The sequence below is a fragment of the Amycolatopsis sp. WAC 04182 genome (assembly GCF_003947465.1).
Taxonomy (GTDB): Bacteria; Actinomycetota; Actinomycetes; order Mycobacteriales; family Pseudonocardiaceae; genus Amycolatopsis.
This window is the reverse complement of the sequence record NZ_QHJJ01000047.1, coordinates 1-671: the sequence shown is the minus strand read 5'-3', so window position 1 is coordinate 671 and position 671 is coordinate 1. Positions and strand designations below refer to the sequence as shown.

General features: G+C 73.2%; 1 pseudogene. It reads left to right on the top strand.

Annotation, left to right across the window (positions count from 1 at the left end):
- Positions 1-671 (top strand): annotated as a pseudogene (gene aroC, locus DMH01_RS42435) (chorismate synthase); the annotation flags it as partial.

The following is a 671-nucleotide window of genomic DNA, read 5'->3' as shown; positions in this document are numbered from 1 at the left end:
TCGGCGGCGGCCAGACCCCGACCGAGGTCCTGCCCGGCCCCGGCGACCTGGCCCGCATCGACGACGACCCGGTCCGCTGCGCCGACCCCGAGGGCAGCGCCGCCATGGTCGCCGTGATCGACCAGGCCCACAAGGACGGCGACACGCTCGGCGGCGTCGTCGAGGTGCTCGACTACGGCCTGCCGCCCGGCCTGGGCAGCTACACCACTGGGACCGCAGGCTAGACTCCCGGCTAGCCGCCGAGCTCATGGGGATCCAGTCGATCAAGGGCGTCGCGGTCGGCGACGGCTTCGAGACGGCCAGGCGGCCCGGCTCGCGCGCCCACGACGAGATCGAGTACACCGCCGCGAACGGCGTCAAGCGCGTCACCAACCGCGCGGGCGGCGTCGAGGGCGGCATGACCAACGGCGAGATCCTGCGCGTCAGCGCCGCCATGAAGCCCATCTCCACCGTCCCGAGGGCCCTGGCCACGATCGACGTCAAGACCGGCGAGGCCGCCAAGGCCCACCACGAGCGCTCCGACGTCTGCGCCGTCCCGGCCGCCGGCATCGTGGCCGAGGCCATGGTCGCCCTGGTGCTGGCCGACGCGGCCCTGGAGAAGTTCGGCGGCGACTCGGTGGAGGAGGTCGCCCGCAACCTGTCCGGCTACCTCTCCTCGATGGTGATCAAGT